21 protein-coding genes, 2 tRNA genes and 1 pseudogene are annotated in these 24618 nt (G+C 59.2%); 7 read left to right on the forward strand and 17 right to left on the reverse strand.

Annotated elements, in window-relative coordinates; genetic code table 11:
* Nucleotides 1-27: 27 nt before the first annotated feature.
* The 3 genes from ACVWYZ_RS06350 to ACVWYZ_RS06360 form a co-directional block, all read right to left on the reverse strand.
* Complete coding sequence (locus tag ACVWYZ_RS06350; RefSeq protein ID WP_457466538.1) at nt 28-924, reverse strand: sulfatase-like hydrolase/transferase; 897 nt, start codon at nt 922-924, stop codon at nt 28-30.
* The gene (locus ACVWYZ_RS06355) at nt 912-1418 is read right to left on the reverse strand and encodes a hypothetical protein (RefSeq protein ID WP_457466539.1); all 507 of its coding nucleotides are present in this window, start codon (nt 1416-1418) and stop codon (nt 912-914) included. Before ACVWYZ_RS06355 ends, ACVWYZ_RS06350 begins: the two co-directional genes overlap by 13 nt.
* 242 nt (nt 1419-1660) lie before the next feature.
* Nucleotides 1661-1732 (reverse strand) — tRNA-Val (locus ACVWYZ_RS06360).
* A 156-nt stretch (nt 1733-1888) separates the two neighbouring features.
* Between ACVWYZ_RS06360 and ACVWYZ_RS06365 the strand changes: the two genes are divergently transcribed.
* Nucleotides 1889-2641, forward strand: a complete 753-nt coding sequence (locus tag ACVWYZ_RS06365; protein ID WP_457466540.1) for a segregation/condensation protein A — start codon at nt 1889-1891, stop codon at nt 2639-2641.
* Between the two features lie 151 nt (nt 2642-2792).
* Here the strand turns inward: ACVWYZ_RS06365 and ACVWYZ_RS06370 are convergent, their stop codons facing one another.
* Both ACVWYZ_RS06370 and ACVWYZ_RS06375 read right to left on the reverse strand, forming a co-directional pair.
* Entirely contained in the window at nt 2793-3248 is a 456-nt protein-coding gene (locus ACVWYZ_RS06370; protein ID WP_457466541.1) for a DUF6679 family protein, read from the reverse strand.
* Between the two features lie 115 nt (nt 3249-3363).
* Nucleotides 3364-4791 (reverse strand): folate/biopterin family MFS transporter, encoded by a 1428-nt coding sequence (locus ACVWYZ_RS06375; RefSeq protein WP_457466542.1) that lies wholly within the window; start codon nt 4789-4791, stop codon nt 3364-3366.
* Nucleotides 4792-5147: 356 nt separating this feature from the next.
* Here ACVWYZ_RS06375 and ACVWYZ_RS06380 point away from each other — a divergent pair.
* A pseudogene (locus ACVWYZ_RS06380) lies at nt 5148-5798 on the forward strand (zinc ribbon domain-containing protein); the annotation flags it as partial.
* Between the two features lie 90 nt (nt 5799-5888).
* Nucleotides 5889-6800 (forward strand): alpha/beta fold hydrolase, encoded by a 912-nt coding sequence (locus ACVWYZ_RS06385; RefSeq protein ID WP_457466543.1) that lies wholly within the window; start codon nt 5889-5891, stop codon nt 6798-6800.
* Here ACVWYZ_RS06385 and ACVWYZ_RS06390 read toward each other — a convergent pair.
* Complete coding sequence (locus tag ACVWYZ_RS06390) at nt 6797-7252, reverse strand: HHL1-like protein (RefSeq protein WP_457466544.1); 456 nt, start codon at nt 7250-7252, stop codon at nt 6797-6799. The two genes, ACVWYZ_RS06385 and ACVWYZ_RS06390, sit on opposite strands and share 4 nt — an antisense overlap.
* 144 nt (nt 7253-7396) lie before the next feature.
* Between ACVWYZ_RS06390 and ACVWYZ_RS06395 the strand changes: the two genes are divergently transcribed.
* Nucleotides 7397-7470, forward strand: a tRNA-Pro gene (locus ACVWYZ_RS06395).
* A gap of 42 nt (nt 7471-7512) precedes the next feature.
* Here the strand turns inward: ACVWYZ_RS06395 and ACVWYZ_RS06400 are convergent.
* From ACVWYZ_RS06400 to ACVWYZ_RS06425, 6 genes are all read right to left on the reverse strand, one after another.
* Complete coding sequence (locus ACVWYZ_RS06400) at nt 7513-10119, reverse strand: DUF3536 domain-containing protein (RefSeq protein ID WP_457466545.1); 2607 nt, start codon at nt 10117-10119, stop codon at nt 7513-7515.
* Between the two features lie 170 nt (nt 10120-10289).
* Complete coding sequence (locus tag ACVWYZ_RS06405) at nt 10290-10508, reverse strand: hypothetical protein (protein WP_457466546.1); 219 nt, start codon at nt 10506-10508, stop codon at nt 10290-10292.
* Nucleotides 10509-10698: 190 nt separating this feature from the next.
* Nucleotides 10699-11721 carry a phospho-N-acetylmuramoyl-pentapeptide-transferase gene (gene mraY, locus ACVWYZ_RS06410; RefSeq protein ID WP_457466565.1) on the reverse strand — a complete coding sequence of 341 codons (1023 nt, stop codon included), beginning with the start codon at nt 11719-11721 and terminating at the stop codon, nt 10699-10701.
* Between the two features lie 343 nt (nt 11722-12064).
* Nucleotides 12065-14440 carry a phosphoketolase family protein gene (locus ACVWYZ_RS06415; RefSeq protein WP_414357755.1) on the reverse strand — a complete coding sequence of 792 codons (2376 nt, stop codon included), beginning with the start codon at nt 14438-14440 and terminating at the stop codon, nt 12065-12067.
* Between the two features lie 111 nt (nt 14441-14551).
* Nucleotides 14552-15667, reverse strand: coding sequence for a pentapeptide repeat-containing protein (locus tag ACVWYZ_RS06420; RefSeq protein ID WP_457466547.1), 1116 nt, complete (start codon nt 15665-15667; stop codon nt 14552-14554).
* 22 nt (nt 15668-15689) lie between these two features.
* Entirely contained in the window at nt 15690-16064 is a 375-nt protein-coding gene (locus ACVWYZ_RS06425) for a DUF1257 domain-containing protein (RefSeq protein WP_414357757.1), read from the reverse strand.
* 1330 nt (nt 16065-17394) lie between these two features.
* On the opposite strand from ACVWYZ_RS06425, the gene ACVWYZ_RS06430 reads away from it, so the two are divergent.
* Entirely contained in the window at nt 17395-18351 is a 957-nt protein-coding gene (locus ACVWYZ_RS06430; protein ID WP_414375392.1) for a sigma-70 family RNA polymerase sigma factor, read from the forward strand.
* Between the two features lie 22 nt (nt 18352-18373).
* Here the strand turns inward: ACVWYZ_RS06430 and gcvT are convergent, their stop codons facing one another.
* Together gcvT and ACVWYZ_RS06440 are read right to left on the reverse strand one after the other, a co-directional pair.
* On the reverse strand, nt 18374-19522 hold the full coding sequence (gene gcvT, locus ACVWYZ_RS06435) for a glycine cleavage system aminomethyltransferase GcvT (protein ID WP_457466548.1): 1149 nt from the start codon (nt 19520-19522) through the stop codon (nt 18374-18376).
* 259 nt (nt 19523-19781) lie between these two features.
* Nucleotides 19782-20219 carry a hypothetical protein gene (locus ACVWYZ_RS06440; protein WP_414356521.1) on the reverse strand — a complete coding sequence of 146 codons (438 nt, stop codon included), beginning with the start codon at nt 20217-20219 and terminating at the stop codon, nt 19782-19784.
* A gap of 210 nt (nt 20220-20429) precedes the next feature.
* On the opposite strand from ACVWYZ_RS06440, the gene ACVWYZ_RS06445 reads away from it, so the two are divergent.
* Nucleotides 20430-20957, forward strand: a complete 528-nt coding sequence (locus ACVWYZ_RS06445) for an adenine phosphoribosyltransferase (RefSeq protein WP_011434353.1) — start codon at nt 20430-20432, stop codon at nt 20955-20957.
* A gap of 5 nt (nt 20958-20962) precedes the next feature.
* On the opposite strand, the gene ACVWYZ_RS06450 is transcribed toward ACVWYZ_RS06445, so the two are convergent.
* The 3 genes from ACVWYZ_RS06450 to glyA form a co-directional block, all read right to left on the reverse strand.
* Nucleotides 20963-21529: a hypothetical protein gene (locus tag ACVWYZ_RS06450; RefSeq protein WP_457466549.1), complete on the reverse strand. Its 567-nt coding sequence runs from the start codon at nt 21527-21529 to the stop codon at nt 20963-20965.
* 71 nt (nt 21530-21600) lie between these two features.
* Complete coding sequence (locus ACVWYZ_RS06455) at nt 21601-22719, reverse strand: glycosyltransferase family 4 protein (protein ID WP_414356525.1); 1119 nt, start codon at nt 22717-22719, stop codon at nt 21601-21603.
* Nucleotides 22720-22767: 48 nt separating this feature from the next.
* Entirely contained in the window at nt 22768-24093 is a 1326-nt protein-coding gene (gene glyA / locus ACVWYZ_RS06460) for a serine hydroxymethyltransferase (protein ID WP_414356572.1), read from the reverse strand.
* A gap of 261 nt (nt 24094-24354) precedes the next feature.
* Between glyA and psaM the strand changes: the two genes are divergently transcribed.
* On the forward strand, nt 24355-24447 hold the full coding sequence (gene psaM, locus ACVWYZ_RS06465) for a photosystem I reaction center subunit XII (protein WP_011434349.1): 93 nt from the start codon (nt 24355-24357) through the stop codon (nt 24445-24447).
* Nucleotides 24448-24618 lie beyond the last annotated feature (171 nt).

Consider the following 24618-nt stretch of genomic DNA (forward strand, 5'->3'; position numbering starts at 1 on the left):
AGAGGGGCTGGGGGTGAGGGCCTCATCCTAGCGAATCTTGCCCTCGATAAAAGGCACCTCCAGCACTTTTTCGTGGTGGATAGGGCCGTGGCCGAAGTAGCCTCCCTCCCCAAACAGTTCGCCGTGATCGGCTGTAACCGTGATGTAGGTGTTTTTGGGAACCAGGTCGAACAGCTGTTCAAAGATCCCATCCAGGTAGCGCACCGCCTGGATCTGTCGCTGCCGTAGCTCTTCCAACTGGGCCGAATCGAAAAAGGGGATCCCGTCCTCTTCTCCTTCATCCAGCCGCTTCAACACCCCATTCACCCCCGAGATGCGGGGCCACAAGCTGGGATCCTCATCGGGCAGCGCGTAGGGATAGTGAGTTTCGCCCACGTTTAACAGGTAAAAGCTGGGGCGATCCGGCTCGAAGCGCAACTGTTCCACCATGGCCGCCATATCGTTGTGCTGGGGCATGAGGCGGTAGGAATCGAAATCCCGATTCAGCAGCGTGCTGGGGTTGAGCACCGGCAAAGAGACCATGGCGTGGGTGGTGTAGCCCAGTTGATGCTTCAGCAGCGTCGGCAAATAGAGATGAGGCAGCAGATGCTTGAACTCAATGGGTTGCCGGGTGCCGAGCCGCTCGTTGTAGCGCAGATAATCTTGCTTGTAGTGCTCGGACGCAAAAACGTGGATGGGGCTGGTGTGGGGCAGCAGGCCCATGAGCAGGTTGTAATGGGCAGGGGCCGTCCAGGAAGCGTAGCTCCAGCGCTTTTCCAGAGGGCCCAACTTCAGCAAGTGCTTGGGGTTGGCCGCCAGCAGGCTGTCGAAGCGGCAACTGTCTAGGACGATGAGCAGATAGTTGTTCTGTCCCCGCGGTTCAGGGCGGGGGTCGGGCTCAGACGCAGGAGCGGCAGACGATTTCCACCAGTTTAGGAATCCCATCCTTCCTCCTCCTCGTCGGCGTAGGGCCGCTGGACAATCCGCCAGTTGGGAGCTGCTGCCGCATCGTCGTCCTCAGGAGCGGGATCGCGAATGCGTTCCGGCGGGATATTGGAATAGGAATAGCGGCCTGCTTGGGGATCCGGCTCGTACTCCGGCAGATCTTGGGGCAAATAGTGGTCGGGGGGAATCAGCTGGGCTTCCAAAAAGCGAACTCGGTCGCTCAACTGAGTTAACTTACGGATTGCCTGTCGCTGGAACACCCGGTCGTGCAATCGCCAGGAGCCTACATACAAAAATCCCAGCCCCATCCCTGCCCCATAAGAGGCCAATAGCACCAACGATAGAGGAAGCGGGGATCCCGATTGCCCACCCACCACAACTCTTGCCGGGGATCCCCAGTTTTGGATGAGGAGAACGAGCAGGCTCAAGATCCACAAGCCCAGGAGTATGGAGCGGATGTTTCTAAGCACGTCAGCAGGACGGACTCCTTGCATGGCCTCAACCCTATCCCTTACTAGGCTACCATTCTCTCCCTTCTCCACCGGCCCGGCAGCCAAGATGCTGGAAGGCCAGGTGGATTTGCCCGTTGTTGTTCTCAATAGCCATTGGCCCTCTCCCTAAGGCGCGCTTCAGGGAGACCCCGGGGCGGAAAAAGTCGTTTCTAGCCGCCTGTATCTGTCCTCCAGGAGAAGGACTTGGACTGTTGAAGCTCGCTGCAGGAGCAGGTTTGCGGGTATGGGCGGTACAAGATTCGAACTTGTGACCCCTTCCGTGTGAAGGAAGTGCGCTACCACTGTGCTAACCGCCCGCAGATACCACTCTAGCAGCTATCGACTAGAGCAGGATCTCTATATTACCACGTCAGCGATTGAGCCAGAGGATTCGGATCGGCATGGGAGATGGCTAGAGATAGCCGGGATCCGGCCTGAGGGCTACAGTAAGGGTCAGGGAGCTGTGGGGTGCTATGGCCTACTCACCGACCGAAGAGGCAATTGCTCTGCTCATTGATTTGGCAGAACGAGGCGAGATCGATCCCTGGGATGTGCAGGTCATCGAGGTTATCGATCGCTTTCTGGCCCGTATGGCTCCCACCAGCAGCAGCCATGACCTGTCTGAGTCGGGACAAGCCCTGCTCCACGCTGCCATGTTGGTCTATCTTAAGGCGATGGCTTTGGCAGAACCAGAAGCAGAAGAAAGTGAGCCCAGCCCGGTGGAGGTAGAAGTGGATCCCTGGCCAAGCTGGTCTTTGGCGCACTTGGATCGCGTGTTGCAACCCAGGGCAGCGCCACGTCTCCAACGTACCCGGCCTGTCACCCTCAAAGAACTCATCGCCCACCTGCAAGAGCTGGAAACCTTGCTGGAACACCAGCCCGAAGCTGCCCCAAAGCCGCTGACCCAACGGATTTCTCGCCAGCAAGCGCTGTCGGCCATCACTCAGCTAGCCCACCCGGAAAACCTTTTGGAAACCACCGCCGAGCTGGAATCTCTGCTGGCTCAGCTTTGGCAGCAGGGTCTGACCCAGATCAGCTTTGTCGATCTCCAGCAACACTTTTGCCAAAAAAGCTATCAAAACGGCAGCAGCGGGACCATTCACCCCATTCAAGTCTTCTGGTCATTGCTGCTAATGGCTGCCCGCTCTCAGGTGGAGCTGTGCCAAGAGGAGTTCTACGGCCCACTGACCATCCGACCCTGCACAACTGAGGGCCTGGCAAAGTAGATCCCGTCCTTGGGATCCCCTTCATCTGCCAAGGTGAACTCTAGAGAACTTTTCTGGCCGTGGCCGGGCCATCCACCTCTAGGCTTCTGAGCTGGCGTCTGAACCTGAGGATGTCAAGCGCTCTTCTGCGCCGCTCTGGCAAACGGAGAACTCAATCCGTGCCTTCAGCATCGTGCCGGGCACGATCCGCCCGTTTGAGATCTTCCCCACTCGAGCGCACCGGCAGCTCGGCAGGAGCCTCCCGATCCAGGTAGTAATCCTCCACGGGGCGCTCGCTGCTGGGATGATCCTCTCCTTCGGTAGGCAACAGTGGCGGATGCAGCAATTCAGCCGGAGGGCAGTCTTCTGAGGTGAGCAAATCTGACGTGCTGAGCATCCCCTTGGGAATGGTGGAAAGGCGCTGAGCAACAGCTCCAATGCTTTCCAGGCGAATCATCTCCTCCCAGGAGCAGATCTCCTCCTCGTCTTCTGTCTCGTAGCGAACCAGGATGGTGTCCCCTTCGATATCGAGGATCTTGGCTCGTTCCAGCCAGCGTCCCTGATCGCGCAGATAGATCCACACATCCTTGCCTTCGCGGCTGAGTTGATAGATCCTACGATGAAGCACGGTCCCCTCCTGAAGTGAAAGATCCGGGTGAGTTGTGGGGGCTACCCAGCTCATCCCTCCATCTTAGCGGCTGGATACCGAGGCTGTATGCCTTTCCCAAAGCCAGACAGAGTCTTTAGGTCGGGTCGGTTTCGGCCAGAGAAACCCCTTCCATCGCCAAGGCTGTCTCCGCCTCTTCTGCCCGCACATCCCGCAAAAAGGATTCCAGAGAGGCATGGGCTTCCGCCTCCAGTTCTGCTCCGCCAAGGGTCATGCTCTCTTCCGGCAGCCAGCCCAAAAACGGCAGGGGCAAGAGGGTGGAAAGGTTGGTCAGGATCAGCAGCAGCCCCAGCCGGCTGAAATCGGTCTCCGTTACCCCCAGCCCATGCATCAGCAGGGATCCCAGCTCTTGGGAGAGAAACCCCGCCAAATTAAAGGCCGACATCAGCAGGGCAAAGAGGGTGGCCTCGATCCCAGGGGGGCAGAGGCGGGCGGCCAAGACCAACACCGGCATAAAGGCAATCTGTCCTGCCACCGTCAGCACCAGGCTGTCCCCCAAGCTAAACCAATGATCGTCGATACCCCAATCCCGGTTGAGGTGATAGACCAAGATGAGGCTGGTCAGGCCCAACCCTGCCGAGATCACGGTCATCCAGCCGAACAGGGGCCGCAGTGGGATCCGCCGCAGATACACCTGGAAGATCCCTACCCCCAGCAAACTGGCGATGCTGGTAACCAAGCGCACCTGACCCAAAAATTCCGGCCCAAAGCCGAGATCGTTGGTGACAAAGTAAAAAAGAGCCGCATCGGCGCTGGGAGTGGCCTGCCAAACAAACACAAACAGCACCGGCAGCAAAATGCTGGGTTGCCGCAGCGCCCGCCACACCTGCCCCACCTGTTGTTGCAAGGGATCCCAGCCCTGGGACAACGCCACCGGTTGATCGGCAATAACCCAAGCTGCCAGAGCGATGAACAACGGCAAAAAGGCTGTCAGGCCAAACACCACCTGCGGCGGATAATGGGCTAAGAGCGCTCCTCCCAAATAGGCGGTGAGCAGGGATCCCAAGGCCGTTGCCCCCCAAGTCAAAGATTGCAGCGTGCCCGTCCCCGCCCAGTCACTGCCGTGTACCCGCTCCACCACCAGCGAATCTACGATTACATCCCCTACCGCCACCGCCAGGGATCCCAAAACCATCCACAGGGTGGCCAGACCAGCCGTCGGTGCCCACAGGGCCATCCCCAGCCAAGCCCCACACCCCAGAAGCCCTGACAACAAGAGGTAGGGACGACGCCGATAGCCCGCCACTGGTACGGTATCCGACAGCAGGCCGTAGAGGGGCTTGAGGATCCAGGGGCTCATGGCAACGCCCATCAACGCCGCCACCTGAGACGGGCTGAGGCCCAAGCTATCCTTCAGGTAAAAGCTGGTGGCCAGCCGTGCCAGCCCCACCGCCCCCTGCACAAAGTACACCAAGAGGATTCCGAACAATTCCGGCGTCCAGTGGATATCCCGCAGCGGGGTCAGGGTGGATTGGTGCAGCCGTTGCAGCAGAGGATGAATCATGAGCCGTCGCAGTGTAGCGAGATGTTAGTTGGTGCGGTGTTGCCTTGGCAACAGCAAAACCATAAGAATCTTAACAGTCTCTTCACCTTAACCTGTCCAACTGGCTTCCGGCTCCGACCTCCTTGGACGGGTTGCGCTTCCCAGCGCTCTTTCTGCTCAACCCAGCCGAGCTACAAAATCTACAAAATAATGAGGTCGAAATGAGGTCGAAAGCTGATCCCCGGGTGCTATGCCATCCAGCCAAGGGCGGGGATCCCAAGAAGTCCAGCATGCTTTCGTCCCATGTTGACCGGCCCAACCCCACCTCGGCGGCACCTGAACCCGCAACTGCAGCAGCAGGCAGGGCAGTAGAGACGGGAGGTTTTGTAGATATTGCCAAAGGGGACTTCGGCAGAATCACTCGGCTGTGCTACCACCTAGACGATCTGCAGTCCAGGCTGAGTAAAGCACCGAGACCCAAGCGTAGGCGAATGCGGCAAGCGGCGTTTCGTCTGCGGGAGAGAATCAGGAACTTGGTGGACGAGTGCCATCGCAAGGTAGCGGCGTTCCTAACGGATAACTACCGATTGATATTCCTCCCCACTTTTGAGTCAGCCAAGATGGTTGCCAAGGCAGGGAGGAAGTTTGGTAGCAAGACGGCGAGGGCGATGCTCACCTGGGCGCACTATCGGTTCAAGCAGTTCCTGAAATTTCAAGCCAAAAAGAAAAACGTGGTTGTCGTGGAAGTATCGGAAGCGTACACCAGCAAAACCTGTACCAAGTGCGGGCACATCCACACTAAGTTGGGTGGCGCAAAGGTGTTCACATGCCCCAAGTGCAGCCATAGGCTACCACGAGATTGGCAAGGCGCTCTGGGTGTTATGCTCAGGGCTTTGCGGGATACCGCCTTTCTGTTCGGACTCCGTCCCGCTAACGCGGTCGCGTTAGCGTCGCGTAGCGACAACGGAAACGGACAGAATGCTATCGCTTCACCGTTGAGCAGTAATGCTCAGCAGTGTTCAGCGTAAATGTATCAGACAAAGGCATTCCGAAGCTATGATGAACAGGGATGGCTCTGAGTTTCTACCTACATCTTTAACTGGGTCTGTTTTCAGGCTGTGCTGACTGCTTCTTCTGCCGGTTCTGCGGCTGAGGCCATTGCTCCTTTTGCTCCCCAAGTCTGGAGCTGGCGCGGACATGCCATTCGCTATGTGGTGCAGGGATCCGGATCCCCGCTGGTCTTGGTGCATGGATTTGGGGCTTCCATCGGCCATTGGCGGCACAACATCCCCGTGCTGGCTGCGGCAGGATACCGGGTCTATGCCCTGGATTTGCTGGGGTTTGGCGGCTCGGCCAAGCCTGCTCTCCCCTACACCTTGGATCTCTGGGCGGAGTTGCTGGTGGATTTTTGGCAGCAGCACATTCAGCAGCCTGCTGTGTTTATCGGCAATTCCATTGGTGCCTTGCTCAGCTTGATCATGGCCGCCCGGCATCCCCAGTTAACGGCAGGAGCAGTGTTGCTCAACTGCGCCGGGGGGTTGAACCATCGCTCCCATGAGCTCAACCCGATGTTTCGCCTTTTCATGGGTGTTTTCACCGCTCTGGCGGCTTCTCCGGTGACGGGGCCGTTTTTGTTCGATCGGGTGCGGCAGCGGCAGCGTATCCGCGCAACTCTCAAGCAGGTGTACCGTAACCCCGCCGCCATTACCGATGAGCTGGTGGAGATTCTCTATGCCCCTTCCTGTGATGTGGGCGCTCAGCAGGTGTTTGCCTCGATTCTTACTGCTCCCCCTGGCCCAACTCCTGAAGCCCTATTGCCTCAGGTGCGCTGCCCGCTGTTGGTGCTCTGGGGAGAGGGGGATCCCTGGACGCCCATTCAACGGGGTCGCGGCTTTCAAAACCACGTGAAAGGGATCGACTACCAGTTCTTGCCCATTCCCAATACAGGCCATTGCCCCCACGACGAGCGCCCAGAGGTGGTCAACCCTCTGATTTTGAGCTGGCTGCCCAGAGCCTTTGCGGCAGTCTAGCCTTTTTTAGAGGTTCCTTTGCCGGAGAGGCCCAACCAACCTCGGATTTTGGCCATCCAGACTTGAAGGGGTGAAGGCTGGGGACGGATCGCCACCTGGATCGGCTCGTCCTGAAAGTCCTTGTCCTTGAGGCGAAACCCAAACTCCAGCTCGTCTTTCACTTTGCCGAGACGGGGAAACAGCCTGACGGCTGCTTTTTTGAGTTCTTCCTCGTTTTGGAAAATGGCCTGGTGAATGGCGCTGGAACGTCCCACTGCCAGGGATCCCACCGGCAGCCAAGGGTTGGGCTGGCCAGGCGCGGGCTGGCGACGGCGGGCAAAGATGTTGAACTCCGGCATCCCCTTGGCTTTCAGCTCGTCGTACCGTTGGGCGGCTTCCTTACGCTTGGCAGTGTTGGAGCTGGCCGGTTTTTTCTCAGGCTTGGATTTGCGGAAACCCTTAGACTGACTCATACTTGGGCTGACGAGAGGGGGGATTTTTTGCAGCTTAGCGCAGATCGGATCCCCTTCTCTGCCGGGGATCCCTTGTCCTCATTGTCCGTAGCCGGCGTGCTATACTTGTTGAGCTTCAGCGGGCGGTTAAAGGGGCCTGTCAGTCGGGATGTAGCGCAGCTTGGTAGCGCACTTCGTTCGGGACGAAGGGGTCGCAGGTTCGAATCCTGTCATCCCGATGGCTTTAAAGTTCACTGGGCTCTCAACTTAATCTTGGGGGTTTAATTTTGGGGGTGTAGGTGACGCAGCCAGGCATTGACGTTGACCCGAATTCGCTGCCCAACCTGTAAGAGGCGGTGCAGGTTTTCGGCAGAAATGTCTCGGCAGTCTTCTTGGGGCCAAGCTGGGCAACGCGGGCCAATTTGACGCTCCAGCGCTGTCAGATAGAGCTCTTGCAGGCGATCCAAGTTGATGGGCAGGCGCAGGTCTGCAGCCAATTGCAGCCATTCTTCCAGGTTGTAGAGCTGTTCGCCGAAGGTCTCCGGCTCAAAAGCGTGGGCAAGGTGCCACATCCCCCGCTGTAGGAGCCGATCCAGAACCCGGGCTGCCTCTTCCCGCCGCAACTGACACCCCAACTGCTCGGCCTCGCGCACAATTGCCCGCAATTCCAGCAGGTGATCCCGCTTGCCCTCTTCCATTTCCATCGCCCGCAAACTGGTCAACAGGCGTTGGTTGAGGGTGATCTGAGCGGCAGCCAACAACTCTTCCGGGATCGGCAGGCCGTCGGCCCGAAAGGCCATCAAGACCCCGTAATTGTCCAGGTAGGTTTGGCGGTAGAGCTGGGCCAGGCGGTCTAGGGTATCTTGAGTGAGCCAGCGCATCATCTGCTGCCGATCTTCGTCGTCGAGGGCGTTCAAGTCGAAGGTTTCCGGCCCAAATAGGTCTTGCAGGGTCAGGATCATCTGTATCCGACTGTGGGATCCGGCCAGCAGCCGCGCTTTTATCTGCTCGTAGATGCGCCGCCCAGCAAACGGCTTGACGCCACATTGAAAGTCCCAGCCGCCGAGGTGGAGCACGGCGTAGATTAGATCGTGCTCTTCGCGGGTGGTGGGAAAAGTGAGCTTCACCCGCCCGATAGCCAGTGTCGACCCGCCTATCGTCAGGCGCTCTTGATCCACTTGATCCAGCACATATCCTTGGGAACGGGGGATCCCGTTAAACAGGGAAAACATGGCGTGCTGAGCCACCAGCCGTTGCGGGCTGATCAAGCTGGGGCGCACCAAGGCGCAATAGACCCCCTTGCCGTCTCTGTAGAGGTCGAGGTTGCTGGGGGCCTTGCTCAGGCGCTGCAAAAACTCCTCTTCTAGGTTGACATCCGCCACTGCTGCTGCCAACTGGATAGCCCGTGCCGCGTAACGCAGGATCTGCACCCCTTCAGGACGGGATAGCTCCTCGAAAAACCAGCCACAACTGGTGAACATCAACTGGCTGTAGCGCTGCATCTCCAACAGGCGCAGCACTTGCACCCGATCTTCGGCGGTGAGGCGGTGGCTTTGGTGCTCCTGCAAAAAGGCATCACAGCGCTCCCGATCCAAAATCACCTCGATGTAACGATCCCGCGCCAGCCAGGGATCCCGCAGGTAGGCTCTGGCTTCTGTCTCGTAGATCTCGGCCAGCTGATCCCGCAGCCAGTTGAGGGCCTCCCGCAGCGGTTGCCGCCAGCGTTGGTGCCATCCCCCCACCGCTCCGCAGCCACAGTCTCGCGACCACCGTCCTACCCCGTGGGCGCAGCTCCAGGCGGTGACCGGTTTCAGTTGCACCTCCCAAGTGGGGGGATGTTGGCTGAGAAAATGGCTGTAGTTGCCCACCTGCCAGCCCCGGCGGGGAAATTCCTCGCAAAAGGCATAGGCCAGTGTGCGTTCTACACCCCGCTTGTGGTGGCCAAAAGTCTCGCCATCGGTGGCACAGTTGACCAGATAGGCTTCCCCCTCTTTGTCCGAGCGCAGAGCGGAACGGATCCGCTCCGCCAGCGAATAAGTACTGTAAACGATATCCCCAAAGCCCAAGTCACGGGAAATGGGGCCATCGAAAAAGAAAATATCCAAGTACCCCTCCCGGTCGGGGGTAAAGCAGCGGTAGGGCCGGCGGGGATCGATCTGGCCTTGGCTGACATCGATCCACTCGGTTTGTCCCAAGGGGCGAATGCGCTGCGCTTGGCTGGGGGCCAAAATGACGAAGCGGATCCCACACTCAACCAAGGCTGTGACCGTTGCTGCATCGATAGCGGTTTCGGCCAGCCACATGCCCTGGGGATGGCGCCCGAAGCGGTGTTGGAAATCGGCAATTCCCCAGCGGATCTGGGTGTACTTGTCTCGCTCGTTGGCCAGGGGCAGGATGACGTGGTTGTACACTTGGGCAATGGCATTGCCATGACCCTCAAGCCGCTCGGCGCTGAGACGGTCGCCGGCCAAAATGCGTTGGTAAACTTCAATGTCATGCTCCTCTAACCAAGAGAGGAGAGTGGGGCCGAAGTTAAAACTCAGGAATTCATAGTTGTTGACAATACGCACCACCCTTCCCTGGTCATCCAGAACGCGGGCAAAGGCGTTGGGGCGGTAACATTCCGCCAAAATGCGTTCGTTCCAGTCGTGAAAGGGGCTGGCGCTCGGCTGTCGCTGAATGCGGTTGAGGCAGGGATCCTCCCGAGGCGGCTGATAAAAATGGCCGTGCAACACCACGTAGGGAGCAGTTGCCTTTGGCCGTGCCGGGGAAAGATCGGCAGCACCTACTGGACAAGGAGCCGTTTGCGTCGGCGGGTCGGAGACCGAATCGCTGGGCTCTGACTGTGCCGCTGGCCTATCGGAATTTTTGGAGCCACTCGGCAGCATAGGATCGTACTCCTTTTAGAGGCCCCCAACTGGGTTACAGGGGAACGCACTGTTAACTTAAGTTCATATCCATACGTTACAGCGATCCCCGATCTGCAACGGTGAATGTAAAAGATTCAGTTGGAAATTTGACAGGGAACAAACATCGGTCAGTAATCTTTGCGTTTTCCTCACAACAGAAGGGATCCAGCCGGGATCCCTTCCTGAACGGGTCTCAGTTGAAGTTTCACATCCACCAACCGGCTCTGGGCCTGGGATCCCATCCCCAGCAGGGTCGTCAGTGCCAGCGCCATGCCCAATACCAACGACATCAAAGGGATCCCGCGCTTACGCTTGAAGAGGCGGGGCAGGTGAGATAGGGCGTGAACAGTACGGCGGCCTAGATCCATAGTGCAACCCTTGCTTCTTAAGAACGGTGTGCCAAGACTGTAGAGGATCTGCCTCTGGGCAGAATGTTCACCACGCTCACAATGCCTGGAGGGAGATCAAATCTGCGGGGCCAACTTTCCGTCGGCTTTGGAATGACCCCTTCGAGGTCAGGCCCCCATTGGAATCACCGTGCATCCCCAGCTCGCCAACTCAAATTCCCGCCCAGTGCCACCAGGCCCAGCCCAGCCCCACTAGCAGCGCCGTTACCCCGTAGAAGAATCCCACCACCTGCACCTCTGACCAGCCCCCCAGCTCCAGATGGTGGTGCAAGGGCGACATGCGCAGCAGCCGTTGGCCTGTGCCGGTTTTGCGTTTGGTGTATTTGAAATAGCCCACCTGCAGCATCACCGACAGCGCCTCTGCCACCAGCACTCCCCCCATCAGGGCCAAGGCCCAGAGCTGATCCCCCAGCAGCGCCAACCCGGCCAGAGCGCCCCCCAACCCCAGGGATCCGGTATCACCCATGAACAGCCGCGCCCGGTGGTGGTTGTGAACCAGAAACCCCAAGCAAGCACCGCTCAAGGCGAAGGCCAACACCGATAGCTCCGGATCCCTGTGAAGGAGCCCCAGCCCAATCAGCAGGATGGCCACCACCCCTGCCGCCAAGCCGTCCATACCATCGGTGAGGTTTACGGCATTATTGGTGCCCACCAACACAAACAGGGCCAAGGGCCAGAACAGCCAGCCCAGAGAGAGGGTGCCTATCCCCGGCAAGGTCAGACTGGTCGGGATCCCCTGCCAGGCCAGGTAGACACAAAACCCAAGGGCAACTCCCACCTGGAGCAACAGCTTGTGTTGGGGAGACAACCCCTTGTTGGATTGCTGTCGGATCACCAGCCAATCGTCCAGCCAGCCGACAAAGCTGTAGGCCAGCGTGAGCAGCGCGACGGCCAGCCAATGGGGATCCCAGCCGCTCCAGATCCCCGCCACCAGCAGCCCCACGGGCAAAAAGCTGATCCCGCCCATGGTGGGTGTGCCTGCTTTTTTCTGGTGGGATTGGGGCCCCTCCTGGCGGATCACTTGCCCCGCCTTCCAGCGCCGCAATCCGGGGATGAGCAGGGATCCCAGCAGGGCCGAACCCAACACGCTCAATCCAAAAGGAACAAACACCTGGGGGCGGATCCCGATCACAAGGGTCGAGAGGGCCAAACCCAGCCCCAGCGAGAGCGCCATCCCTCCCCACTCCGTCTCTTCCACCTCCAGATCGGGAAGTGTATCCGCATCCACCCTTTCTGAACCCCTCACACCCTCAACCTCTAGACTTCAGAAAACTCCGGCAGGCAGAGCCCAAGAAAACTCTATCCTGCCAGAGCTCAGAGGCGAAAGCTATGGTGATTTCAGGTTATGGTGAGATGCCTAGGCTACGGAGAAAAGCCCCATAGCTCTATGCATTATTGCTCCGCAACGCTGACGCGACGACGCGACTGCGGGACGACGCGATGACGGAACCAACGTTTTCGGTGGGGGTGCGGTGTCCCAGTTTGAATTGAAATGGCCATAGTTGGTGGGGATCCCTTCAGTAGGGCCACTTCCAGTTGCGCACCTCCGGCAGATCTTCTCCATGCTCGCGGATGTAGTGTTTGTGCTCCACCAGCTTGTCTTGGATGATCTGCTTGATGTGGGCCCGCTCGTACTTGAAGCGCTCCACCCGATCCAACACATCATCGGCCAAGCTGAAGCGATCCACCTCGTTGAGGACACACATGTCGAAGGGGGTGGTGGTGGTGCCCTCCTCCTTGTAGCCGCGCACGTGCAAGTTGTGGTGGTTGGGGCGACGGTAGGTGAGGCGGTGAATCAGCCAGGGATAGCCGTGGAAGGCAAACACGATGGGCTTGTCCGGCGTGAAGATGCTGGCGTAATCCACATCGCTGATGCCGTGGGGGTGTTCGCTGGGCGGCTGCAGCTTCATCAAGTTCACCACATTCACCACCCGGATCTTGATGTCCGGCAGGTGCTGCCGTAGGAAGTCCACCGCCGCCAGGGTTTCCATCGTCGGCACATCGCCGCAGCAGGCCATCACCACATCCGGCTCTGAACCCTGATCGTTGCTGGCCCATTCCCAGATGCCCAAGCCCTGGGTGCAGTGCTTGATGGCCGCATCCATATCCAGGTACTGCAGGGCCGGCTGTTTGCCTGCCACGATCACGTTCACGTAGTGGCGACTGCGCAGACAGTGGTCGGCCACCGAGAGCAAAGTATTGGTATCCGGGGGCAGGTAGACGCGGATGATTTCGGCCTTTTTGTTGACCACGTGATCCAAAAAGCCGGGATCCTGGTGGCTGAAGCCGTTGTGATCCTGCCGCCACACATGGGAAGTCAGCAGGTAGTTGAGGGAAGGGATGGGCCGCCGCCAAGGAATGTGCCGGGTGGTTTTCAGCCACTTGGCGTGTTGGTTGAACATCGAGTCCACCAGGTGGATGAAGGCTTCGTAACAGGAAAAGAACCCGTGTCGCCCGGTCAACAGGTAGCCTTCTAGCCAGCCCTGACAGACGTGCTCGCTGAGGATCTCCATCACCCGTCCATCTGGGGAGAGGTGCTCGTCGCAATCGTAGATGGGAGCTACCCAGGTGCGGTCGCTGGCCTCAAACACAGCATCCAAGCGGTTGGAAGCGGTTTCATCGGGGCCAAAGAGGCGGAAGTTGTGGGGGTTGAGCTTCATCACATCCCGCAGAAATTGCCCCAGAACTCGGGTGGCTTCGGCTTCGGTGGTGCCGGGGCGGGGGACAGGCACGGCGTAGCGACGGAAATCCGGCATTTTCAGCTCCCGCGTCAGCAGGCCGCCGTTGGCGTGGGGCAAAGCGCCCATGCGTTTTTCCCCTTTGGGAGCCAGCTCTTGCAGCTCCGGCAGCAGACGGCCATTTTCATCGAAGAGTTCTTCCGGCTTGTAGCTGCGCATCCAGTCCTCCAGAGCCTTGAGGTGCTCCGGTTTTTTGGCCAGATCCGCCAGGGGCACTTGGTGGGAGCGCCAGAAATCTTCCACCTTTTTGCCGTCCACCTCTTTGGGGCCGGTCCAGCCTTTGGGGGTGCGCAGGATGATCATCGGCCATTGGGGACGAGTGGGATCCCCTTTGCTGCGGGCATGCTGCTGGATTTCTTGGATCTCGTGGATCACCGTGTCCAAAGTGGCGGCCATCAACTGGTGCATCTCTGCCGGCTCGCAGCCTTCCACAAAGTAGGGTTTGTAGCCGTAGCCCACAAACAGATTTTGCAGCTCGTCACGGCTGAGGCGGGCCAAAACGGTGGGATTGGCGATCTTGTAGCCGTTCAGGTGCAGAATCGGCAGCACTGCTCCGTCGTGGATGGGGTTGAGGAACTTGTTGGAATGCCAGGAAGCGGCCAAGGGGCCGGTTTCCGCTTCTCCATCCCCCACCACACAGGCCACCAGCAGATCGGGGTTATCAAAGGCAGCCCCAAAGGCGTGGGCCAGGGCATAGCCCAGTTCTCCCCCCTCGTGGATGGAGCCAGGGGTTTCCGGAGCCACGTGGCTGGGCACGCCGCCGGGGAAGGAGAATTGCTTGAAGAGCTTGCGCATGCCTTCGGCGTCTTGGCCGATGTTGGGATACACCTCGCTGTAGGTGCCTTCCAAGTAGGTGTTGGCCACCAGAGCAGGGCCACCGTGGCCGGGGCCGGTGATGTAGAGGATGTTGAGGTTTTCCCGTTTGATGATGCGGTTGAGATGCACGTAGATGAAGTTCAACCCGGGTGTGGTGCCCCAGTGCCCCAGCAGGCGTGGCTTCACATGTTCCAGTTTTAGGGGTTCTCGCAGCAGCGGGTTGTCCATCAAATAGATTTGCCCGACCGACAGATAGTTGGCGGCCCGCCAGTAGGCATCCATTTTGCGAAGCTCGTCGGCGGTGAGCGGTTTTGTCGAGAGCTGTTCTGCCAGAACCATAGCTGTACCCCATAGGTATCTCTACTCCTATGGTGATCCGGGTTTGCCCAATTGCCGGGGGATCTTGGGATTCCTTTGGATTTGGCTCATTGGGTGAGCGGTAGGCACCTGTTACCACCACCAGGGCTTGATCGGGGTGCCGTCGGGAAAGATCAGGCCGGCAATCCGGGATCCGCTGTGCTTTAACCCTTCGATCTGAGCTCCTTCCAGGTTGGCTTGGGTTAGGTTGGCCCCGCTGACATCGGCCCGCCGCAGGTTAGCCCCCTGAAACTGGGCCTGACGCAGCTCGGCGCCGCTGAGATTGGCCCCTTCCAGGTCGGCATTTTGCAAGTTGGCCCCCCGCAAGTCCGCCCGCTGTAGGTTGGCTCCCCCCAAGTCCGCTCCCTCCAGGTTGGATCCGCGCAGATCGGCCCGGTTCAGATCCGCTCCCCTCAGCCGGATCTGACAGAGCACCAGTTCTCGCAGATCGGCTTTGCTCAGGTCTTGGCCGGAGAAATCTTGCCCCTGTCCCCCCCAGTTTTGCAACTGCCAAATGTGGCGCACCCGTTCTTCCAGGTGGGTCTCTTCCGAAAGCTGGGATCCCCGCAGGCTGGTGCCGCTGACCTTGGCCCCTCTGAGGTCGGATCCCCGCAGATCGGCTCCTTCGAGGACGGCGCCGCTTAGCTTGGCCTCTTGCAAATTGGCCTGGCGCAGATCCGCCCGGCGCAGGTGGGCGCCGTTGAAGTTGCAAAGGCGCAGGTTGGCCTTTCTCAAATTGGCTTCGTAGAGGTTAACGCCCCCTAGCCGCGCCTCTTGCAGATCCACTCCCTCCAGGTCGGCGTAGGCAAAGTTCCGCTCCCCACGCCGATAGGCCACGATCACCCCTTGCGCTCCCCCCACCGGGCGAAAGGGGCTGTAGGTGCAACAGGCCTGTTCTGCCTCCGGCTGGCCTAGCTGAGACAACAGCCGCCAAGCTTCCAGCCGCACCGCCCAAGAGCTGTTGCCAGCGAGGGCTGCAATGAGTTCGGCCAGGCCCGCCGACCCGTACTGCAGCAACTGGGATAGCGTGGCTAAGCGCACGGCTTCATCGCTATGGGCGAGTCGTCGCCGCGCCCCCTCGAGACCTCCCAGCACTAAGGCATGGGCCGGGGCGCTCCCGGTTGCCGCTTGCCCCCCCAACACCAGATCCCAAGGTTGGGGCCGGGATCCCTGGTCAGTCCTGACAGCCGGCTGAGGCTTACCTACCATGGGCGGATGCCGATGGGCCTAGCTATACCCAACGCCCCACCACCACGCGGATGGTGCCATCCTCCAGCACTTCTTCGGCCTCGATGGCATAGCCCTGCTCACGGGCTGAGCGCAGCAAACTTTTGTGGGCATAGCGCTGCAAGATCGGCTCCAGAAAGGTCTTGGGATCGATGCCCGCCCCCCACAGATCGGCCACCAGCTCGTAGTGATCCCCGTTGCGGCGAAACCCGATGTCGAAGCCATTCTTTTGCCGGATCACCAAGTCGGCACGGGTGCGGTTCCAGAGATAGCCCCGCAGGCTGGTATCCCGCTGCACGGCGTAGCCCAATTCCTTCAGGGTCTCTTCCAGGAGATCGGCGTCTTTGATTTGCACTTGCAGGGTGGTGAAGTGAGACATGGCAGATCCAATCCTTTGACGGATGGAGATTGGGATCCTCACTATAAATCCCCCTTGCAGTTATGGAAGAAATTTGACATAACCCCCTGCCTAAAGGCGGGAGATTCTGGTTCCTGGTTCTGCGGCAGCACTTACCGCCTTGGGTTGCCCCTCCAAAGCAGCGGTGCTCATCGCGGCAGCGGGCCGTAGGCCTTTCTCCCCAGGCGTTCCCCCAAGCGCTCCGCGCCGCTGATGCGAATGCGGGGCGGTTCCCTCTCGCGCCAGCGGGACAGAGTCCTTATGCCCCTAGGCACCGTTGCAAACAACAACCACAAAACCTATCGAGGCTGTATCCGGTCGTGAGACTGTTGGGCTTTTAAAGCGGCTGACTACCCTGCTGTCGCAGGCAGCGTAGCACAAAGCCGCCCTAGTCGCGTCAGCGGGCCGTAGGCCTTAGGGCGGGGCTTTAAACCCAGTTTTTTGGTCAACCATCCCGCAGCGGGTCGCGCGAGCGGAACGGAGTTCCCATTTTTTCCCTTAAGAGTGCAGCACACCTGGGCCTGGATGGCGGCTGGACTGCTCAGAGCAGGGTTGACCTGACCTGCCTTGTTATGTGGGTGCGCGCTGCGGCGTTGGCGATGGCGGTGCAGAGCACCGATGCCGGGGATCCGCGCCTAGCGTGTTCGGTGATACAGAAATCTTAGATCTGCATCTAGTGTCCAAAGTCGAGTATTGGCGATAACTTCCACTAGGTTTAGAGGCAGAAGCAAAAACCCGTCCCACAGGGATCCGTCCTCATCTGTTTCCGGCTGAGGTTGTCGGCGATGACGTGCCAAATTCACCTCAAGGCATTCCAAAAACCTGCTGATGAACCTTTCTATTCCCTGCCGAGCAAGCCCTTCCGATAGTTCTGCAAACAGAAATATCCATTTCTAGTTCTAACAAAATGAGTGAAAAAATTTGCTTTCTTAGCTTATGAGCAGTCTGATTTGGCATCAAAAACTTGTTGATTGTTTAGAACAATCTTTCGTAACTTTCCTAAGCCTTAAATCCAGGCTTATGAAATGGTTAATTTCTCGGCAACCCTTTTAGTAGAGTTTTTAATCAACAAAATGGGCAGCTAGACGCTCCTAATAGAGTCTAGTGAGCCAGACTCAATAAATTTAGTGAGTCAAGCACTCGATTCTGGCTCAAGTTTTTAGAGTTAAAGCCTTTACGAAAGGGCTTTTGTGCTGGTATGAATAAGGTGCTGTTTGCAGAAAGGCCAGCTTCACACAGGAAGACGGCTTGATGCAACAACAGGAGAAGTGGCGATTCTGACAGGACATGAATTTATGGTGTGGGGTTTGATATGTCGGAAAGTCTTGACTTGCAAGATGCGGTGGGGCGTTTCTTGAAGACGATTGGGCGCTACTCGTTGCTCACCGCTGAAGAAGAACTCCGTTTGGCTCACCAGGTGCAGCGGATGGTGGCGCTCCTAGAACAGCGGCAGCCCCACGAGTCGGTGGAAGATTGGAGCCGGCGGTTGGGGATCCCCTTGGCAGAGCTGCAGCAGATCCTGCGGCAGGGGGAAGCAGCCAAGAAACGAATGGTGGAGTGTAACCTTCGCTTGGTGGTGTCGATTGCTAAGCGCTATCGCAATCGCGGCTTGCCGTTTCTGGATTTGATTCAGGAAGGCACGATCGGCCTCACCCGCGCCGTGGAAAAGTTCGATCCCACCCGTGGTTACAAGTTCTCCACCTATGCCACTTGGTGGATCCGGCAAAGTGTGAACCGGGGCATCCAGAACAAGGGGCGGATGATCCGTCTGCCGGCCCACATGTACGAAAAAGTCTCCCAGGTGAAGCGGCGCTACCGCGAGTTATCTGCCGAAAGGGGATCCCGTCCCCAAGCGGAAGAAGTTTTTGATTCTCTGGATATCGGCGATAACTACCGTGAGCTGATCACCCGCCACATGGCAGAGATGCGGTCTTTGAATGTGGGGGTAGGGGATGAAGATGGCACCGAACTGCAGCACTTTATCCCAGATGAAGACAACGACCCTGTCGAACACCTAACCCAGGTTGCCCATCGAGAGGAAGTCCGCGCTCTGGTGGGCCAACTGAGCGAACGAGAACGACAGGTGATCGTGGCTCGCTATGGGCTGGATGGATCGAGGGGCCTAACGCTGCGGGAAATTGGGGAGCACATCGGCCTTTCGCGAGAGCGAGTCCGACAAATTGAGCGGCGGGCCTTGCGGAAGTTGCGGCGGCTGCAGCAGGAATACTCCACTCCCAAGACCGGCAAACGGCTCAACCCCCTGGGTTAACCGGAGCCTGCGCCTGTTCCCGTCAGCGGTGCGGAGCACGATAGAAAGGTTTTTTCACTACTTCGGCAGGCTGGCGCTGCCCCCGAATTTCAATTTCCAGCCGGGATCCCACCTTGGCCCAAGCCGGAGCGACATAGCCCAAGCCAATGCCATAGCCCAAGCTGGGAGAATGGGTGCCGCTGGTCACCTGTCCGATCGGCTCAGGGGAGTTGGGAGCGTAGATGGCATAGCCGCTGCGGGGAATGGCCCGTCCGCGATAGGGGTGCGGAACACTTTCCAACATGCGAAACCCCACCAGTTGGCGAGGGATCCCTTGCTCCCGTTGGCTTTCGATGGCGGGCTTGCCGATATAGTCTTCTGGGTTGTTCACCAACCAGCCCAAGCCGGCTTCCAAGGGAGTGGTGCTCTCGTCCATGTCCTGCCCGTAGAGATGGAGCGCGGCCTCCAGACGTAGGGTATCGCGGCAGCCCAGCCCACAGGGTTGCACGCCGGCCTGAATCAGTTGCTCCCAAAGGCGGATGCCATCTTCGGGGCTGAGCATAACTTCAAAGCCATCTTCTCCGGTGTAGCCGGTGCGGGCCACAAAGATAGTCTCTCCCGAGGTTCCCGCTGCTGTGGCAAACCGACCGTGCTGAAACCGGCGCAAAGCCTTCAGGGATCCCTCTAAAAAGGGCTGGAGAACCTCCTCGGCTGCCGGCCCCTGCACCGCCAACAGAACCTGAGCATCGGAGTGATCCTGCAGGTTAACTCCGGGGATCCCTTGGAAGTGGTGGTTGAGCCAATCCCAATCTTTCTGCCGGGTGGCTGCATTGACGATCACGCTCCAGTGCTCCAGCTCACCCTCCGGTGGATGCCGGTAGAAGATGACATCATCCAAAATGCCCCCCAGTGGATTGAGCAGGACGGTGTACCGACCGGATCCCACAGGAACAGCGCTCAGATCGCTGGGAACCAGACGGCTGAGGTGGGATCCCAGATCCGTCCCCCAGAGGGTGAACTTGCCCATGTGGGAAATGTCGAATATCCCCACCCTCTCCCGTACTGATCGATGTTCTGCTATCACTCCCCGATACTGCACCGGCATTTCCCAGCCGGCAAAAGGGACAAATCGCGCCCCCAAAGCTTGATGAAGGGGGAACAAGGGGGTGCGCTGCAGCGGGGTTGAACTCATCAGGGATCCCTTTGGCGTCCAGCGTAACGACCAGAATAAACTCACCGTCGCGCATTTTGGGGATCCTGTCCTTCGACGACGGTGGGAGCTGGTACCCTGGGTCTTCTCCACACCCTGAGCTGCGTTGGCAACCTGTAGGGATCCCTGCGGTTCTACCCAGATCCGTCGCAGTGCTTCGCGTGATGTCTTCACGGCATCGGGTCAAGACTCGGTGAAGGGGGAATCTCCTGCTACTTGCCTTGCGTTAGCGGGAGGAGCGTCAATCAATCACCACATTCTTCGGGCCGGCGTTGACCTCTGGGCGACCCTGGTTGAAGTTGGCCAGGAAGGTATCTGGATCTTTGAGGCTGAAGACCAGCTTTTTGCAGGGCAGTTGCAGCCCTACCGGCCCCAGCAAGGGAATAAAGAGAGGCTTCTCCTGCACCAGTGGAATGGCGATCACCCCTTGGGCACTGGTTACCGGGCCAACGATCCCCTGAAAATCGGTGCGCACGCCCAGTCCGTAGTACCAAGGCCAGGGGAAGCGCTCCCCTTGTCCCAACTCGCTCAGGGAGAACGTCTCGTTGAACAGGCTGCCCGCCCGCACAATGAGCTTGTCTTGCAGCAGATCGACATAGGCCGACTCGCTACTCACCCCAAACAGAGCCAGCGGCAAACTTGCCAGGGGATTGGAGTCGATGGCCATGTAGTAGCGCATGAGAGATCTCCGATTTTACAGATGGGCGACTAGGTGAGCCGCGGCCCCCAGCCTTGCCAATTATAGAAAATCTTCCCCGTTGCCAGACTGACCAAAAGGGATCCCATCTGCCCACAAGCTAACCGAGTATGATGGGTTGCTTGGAGTGCCCTTTGAGGACTCCGTCCGAATAGCGCGAACAGCAAGCCACTGGCCAGCGAGGAAAACAGGATGGATCTGCGAGCCCTCATTCGCTTGGTGCCCGATTTTCCCAGACCCGGCATCCTCTTTCGGGATATGACCCCCCTGCTACAGGATCCGGCAGGCTTCCGGGCGGCTATTGAACAGTTGGCCGCCGGCACCACCGGCATGGGATCCCTAGATTATGTGGTCGGCATCGAGTCGCGGGGGTTCATTTTGGGGGCTGCTTTGGCACAACACCTGGGCTTGGGATTTGTCCCGGTTCGCAAGCCGGGCAAGCTGCCGCCGCCGGTGCTCAGCCAGACCTACAGCCTGGAATACGGCCAAGACCAGCTCCAACTCCACGCCCACGCCCTGCGCCCCGGAGAGCGGGTGTTGATCGTGGATGATGTCATTGCCACCGGGGGCACAGCCGCCGCCACCGCCCAATTGGTGGCCCAGAGCGGTGCTGAAGTGGGGGGATTTGCCTTCTTAATCGAGCTGGCCTTTTTGTCCGGCTGCAAGGCTCTTCCCCCTGGGATCCCTGCCCATGTGGTGATGGTAGAGGAAGGCAACTGAGTTCCTCAAGTAAGGTGCACCGACTGGTGGACGGGGATCCCTGTTGCTTTGGGCAAAGGTTGGCTCAAGCGGCTGATCTGAGCCTGGGCCTGCAGTTGTTCGTCAATCCAGTCCGCCAGTTCCCGCATGTAGAGCGCCACATGGATCGCCTGGTCGCGCTGTACCGGCTCCACACCTTTTTCTGCCAGGCGGGCCAGGATGACGGGGTGGCTCAGCTCTTCCAGGGCGGCAAAGTCTTCCGGTTGGTCAAACCCCAGCTCTGCCATTTTCTCAAACACGTACCCCAGCCGTAGGCCCGTGGACTCGCAGCGCCCTTCCGGTTGCCAGGGATCCCGCAGGGCCAGGGCAGCAGTTCGGTAGGCGGTTTGGGCAATGGAGCGCCAGGTGCCGCGGTGAATGCGCAGGCTCAATTGGTGCCGGTTCCATCCCAGGGCTTCTCGCACCAGCAGGCCGCAATTGCAGCGGGTGCTGTCCCGCCAACAATACTCCCAGTCCCAGAAGCCCCAGTGTTGGGATTGGATACGATCCGCGGTGCGGCGCAGGAGAGCCGCCAACTCAGGTGTGGGGCGCATGGGGCAACACAGAGCTAAAACGCTAAAACAGCTCCAGTCTAGGCAGGCGAGCGATGGAGAACAAGCCCGGCTCAATCTTCTTGACATTCCTGGTCGTGATGGCGCGAAGCAACATATCCCTGTTCGGGCCTGTCCTCCGAGGGCAAAGCTCGTCGCCGTTGGCGATGCCGTTGCCAAGCCCCCCAGGCCACCCCCCCCAGCACCAGCGAGGCTCCCCCCAGGTAGGTGCCTCCTGCCGGCAAGCCCGCCAAAGCCAAAGCCAGGGATCCCCCCCAAAGGGTCATGGCATAGATCAGCAGCACCGAATGCCGCTGGGATAGGCCAGCTTTGAGCAGACGGTGGTGCAGGTGGCCTTTGTCGGGATGGAAAGGCGACTTCCCCCTGGCCAGCCGTTTGAGGATCACGGTGGACATATCCAGGATCGGCACCGCCAGGATAAAGAAAGGCAGGGCTACTGCCAGCGTGGTCACCCCCTTGGCCACCCCGATCACCCCAATCCCAGCCAGGGTAAAGCCCAAAAAATAGGCCCCTCCATCCCCCATGAAGATCTGCGCCGGGTTGAAGTTGTAGCGCAAAAACCCCAGGCAAGCCCCCGCCAAGGCCGCCGCCAGCATGGCCGCCGCCGGTCGATCCAGCAGCAGGGTTACGATCAGCATCACCACCGCCGCGATTCCCGACACCCCTGCCGCCAGCCCATCCAGCCCATCCATAAAGTTGATGGCGTTGGCCATCCCCACCAGCCAGAGCAAGGTAATCAGCAGGCTCAACCACACCGGAAAGGGCCAGATCCCTCTCCCGGGCAGGTTGACGAACTCAATGCGCACCCCCACCCCCCAGGCGGCAGCAGCCACGCCGAATTGCATCAACAAGCGGGAAAAGGGCGACAGGTGAAACAGGTCGTCCGCCAAGCCGATTGAGAAAAACAAAACCCCGCCAATTGTCACCCCCCAAATCTCGTACTCCTGCTCGGTGCGCAAGCCCCCAAAAGCTCCGGCTCCCCAGAGCAACAGCAGGGCCACCAAGTTCCCAAAAAAGATGGAAACCCCCCCCAGGCGTACCATCGGCTGCCGGTGGATCTTGCGCTCATCGGGAAAATCCAACTGGCCACTGCGGATCCCGACTGCCTTCACCATTGGGGTTGCCCACAGAACCACACAGGCAGCAGCAAGGAACGCGACCAAGTAGGGCATGGCAAGCCGCAGAGATGTATCGAGGACTCTGTCCCGCTACGCAGACGGTTAGCCCAGATGGGGGTAGAGGGGGAAACGGCGACAGAGCCGGGCTACCCGCTGGCGACACTCTTCCAACACAGCAGGCTCCTCAGGCTGAAACAGACAATCGGCGATGATCTCCCCAATTTCTTCAAATTCTACCGGCCCCAGGCCGCGGGTGGTCAAGGCCGGGGATCCCAGGCGCAGTCCGCTGGCCACGAAAGGCGGCTGTGGGTCGAAGGGAATGGTGTTTTTGTTGGCGGTGATATGGATCTCGTCCATTAGCCGATCCGCCCGTTTGCCTGTCATCACCGGATCCGCCGCCCCCACTTTTTCCAGCACCGCCGAAACCGAGCGCAGATCCAGCAGCATCAGGTGGTTGTCTGTGCCCCCGGAAACCAGCCGAATGCCCCGCCGCTGCAGGGATCCCGCCAGGGCCTGAGCATTGGCGATCACCTGCGCCGAGTACTGGGCGAAGCCGGGCTGCAGGGCTTCCCCAAAGGCCACCGCCTTGCCGGCAATGACATGCTCCAGCGGCCCCCCTTGACTGCCGGGGAACACCGCCTTATCCAGCTTTTTGCCCAGCTCTGGGTCGCGGGTGAGAATGAGCCCTCCACGCGGCCCGCGCAACGTCTTGTGGGTGGTGGTGGTCACCACATCGCAGAGGGGCACCGGGTTGGGGTGGTGTCCGGTGGCCACCAGGCCGGCAATATGGGCAATGTCGGCCAGCAGATAAGCTCCCACCTCATCGGCAATGGTGCGGAAAGCAGCAAAGTCGATTGCCCGCGGGTAGGCGGAGTAGCCGCAGATGATCAGCTTAGGCCGATGCTGCAAAGCCAGATCCCGCACTTGATCGAAATCGATCCGCTCCGTTTGGGGATCCACCCCGTAATGCACCACCTGGAACCATTTGCCGGAGACATTCACCGGCGAGCCGTGGGTGAGGTGGCCGCCATGAGACAAATCCATGCCCATGATCGTGTCCCCCGGCTGCAGCAGGGCCAAGAAAACAGCAAAATTGGCCTGCGCCCCGGAGTGGGGTTGCACGTTGGCGTGAGCCGCCCCAAACAGTTGCTTGGCGCGGTCGATGGCCAACTGCTCAATCTCGTCGATAAACTCGCAGCCGCCGTAGTAGCGCTTGCCGGGCAACCCTTCCGCATACTTGTTGGTGAGCACCGAGCCTTGGGCGGCCAAGACAGCAGGAGAGGTGAAGTTCTCGCTGGCGATCATCTCCAGGTGATCCCGCTGTCGGTTGAGCTCTTGCTGGATCAGGCGGTAAACCAAGGGATCCGTTTCCGCCAAGATGGCCAGGTTATCCCGTAGGGTGGTCAGACTCTGGGGAGCAGCTACCATGATGACGCCAAGACCGAACTTCGCAGGAGAAATGGGCAAGGACTGCTTCGCCGTCGCAACAGCGTTGCGAAGCAACATCGTAGCATGACCCGCAAACCAGCAGTGCAGGCCCCGGCTTTTATACTTGGGGTCAACCGAGATGGACAGGGGCTGCTTTGTAAAGAATGTTGAGCTTTTCTTCTCGATGTCAGGGCTACCCCTCAAGCTACGGTAGAGTGAGGGGGCTGACTTTTGTGCAATTCCACTGTTAGGGAGTTGGCTATGACGGACGCGCAAGTTTTCACCATCCTGGCGATTGCCTTGGTGCCGGCAGTGATGGCTCTGCTTTTGGGATCCGCCTTGGCCCGTAGCTGAAGCCCCCTCATCCCCAGGGATCCCTTTGGCCTGCCCCGTCGCGACAGCGTTGCGGAGTAACAAGGCAGGCTTTTTTCTCTATCAAGACATGGAGAGTGTGGCTTGCGCTGTTGTGCTTGTTCGGCTGTACTGCCGTTGTTGGCTAAAGTTGAATTGATAAGGAGTATTCCC

Source organism: Thermostichus sp. MS-CIW-37, assembly GCF_054060065.1.